This window comes from Paraburkholderia sp. RL17-373-BIF-A, from assembly GCF_046030175.1.
GTDB lineage: Bacteria > Pseudomonadota > Gammaproteobacteria > Burkholderiales > Burkholderiaceae > Paraburkholderia.
In genome coordinates this window covers 1-1,178 of record NZ_JARESO010000277.1, presented here as the reverse complement: position 1 = coordinate 1,178, position 1,178 = coordinate 1, and the positions used below count along the sequence as shown (strand labels likewise).

The following is a 1,178-nucleotide window of genomic DNA, read 5'->3' as shown; positions in this document are numbered from 1 at the left end:
CTGCAGGCCTCGGCGAGCAGCGCGGCGGCTTCACCAATCACAGCGACATGCCGGGCCGAATCGATCGGGTGATCGCGGGAGGTGAAAGCGGCGGCGACGCGCGGCCGATGCATCCGGATTGGGTGCGTGATCTTCGCGATCAGTGCGATGGCGCTGGGCGTCCCCTACCTGTTCAAGCAATGGGGAAGAGTGGGCGCCCGGCGAAAATTGCGGCGGACCGCTGACGCGGACCGCGCGGGTCGCGGACTATTGGGACGGCGAGTGGGAATTCAGCACCATGACGCCGGGTTCCGCTGAAGGGATGCACTGCAATGATGAACCTGTGCTCTATCGCTGCGGCAAGAAAGCGGCCGGCCGCCATCTCGACGGCCGCACGCATGACGAATTCCCGCGAGGTGTTGCATGAGTAAATTACTCAACAGCGTCGCCGGCGGGCAGCCGATCGGCCTTCACGTTCGCGTCAAGCTCTGCTTCGAGGCGGGCAGCATCGGCAGACTTCAAGGGACGGTCGCGCATCTCTGTGTAGCCGTCGCCGTCGATGGTATAGGACCAACTCCATCTGCCTCGCACATCTTGACCGGCGTTGATGCTGACGACGTGTCCGTTGCGGATGTGTTCCCAGTGCGGCACGGATCTCTCCCAGATGGTTTTCGAGGAATCCTAGCATGAGCACAGTCATCACCCCTTGTGGCATATATCGCTATCGGCTGACGCGCCCAGCCGAATCAATGTCGCCCGAAAAATCGAATGCGCTGTTCGTCATGCTCAATCCGAGCACTGCCGACGCGCGGCTCGACGATCCGACCATTCGCCGATGCCGCGGCTTCGCGAAGCTGTGGGATTGCAATGGTCTGGCAGTCGCCAACCTGTACGCGCTGCGCTCGGCAGACCCAGCCGCTCTTTGGTCCCATCCGGATCCGGTCGGGCCCGATAACGACGACTACCTGTGGAATTTCGCTCGCGAGTGCGGCGACGTAATTTGCGCATGGGGCTCGAATGCCAGGCCAGAGCACGCCGCGCGCGTCGCCAGCATCATGCTCGACGCCGGCGCGCGCCTTTGGTGTCTCGACACGACGAAGGACGGCTCGCCGCGTCATCCACTATATATGCGCAACGATCAGCCGCTAATCGCATGGAGCCCCGCAGCTGTCGCGGCATCCGCAGAGAACGGGGACAAC

2 protein-coding genes and 1 pseudogene are annotated in these 1,178 nt (G+C 63.1%); 2 read left to right on the top strand and 1 reads right to left on the bottom strand.

Annotated elements, in window-relative coordinates; translation table 11 throughout:
• A pseudogene (locus P0D80_RS50315) lies at positions 1–406 on the top strand (DUF5131 family protein); the annotation flags it as partial.
• Between the two features lie 5 nt (positions 407–411).
• On the opposite strand, the gene P0D80_RS50310 reads toward P0D80_RS50315, so the two are convergent.
• Positions 412–630: a hypothetical protein gene (locus tag P0D80_RS50310; RefSeq protein ID WP_132380408.1), complete on the bottom strand. Its 219-nt coding sequence runs from the start codon at positions 628–630 to the stop codon at positions 412–414.
• Between the two features lie 35 nt (positions 631–665).
• Between P0D80_RS50310 and P0D80_RS50305 the strand changes: the two genes are divergently transcribed.
• On the top strand, positions 666–1,178 hold a 513-nt coding region (locus P0D80_RS50305), incomplete at its 3' end, for a DUF1643 domain-containing protein (protein WP_408296257.1).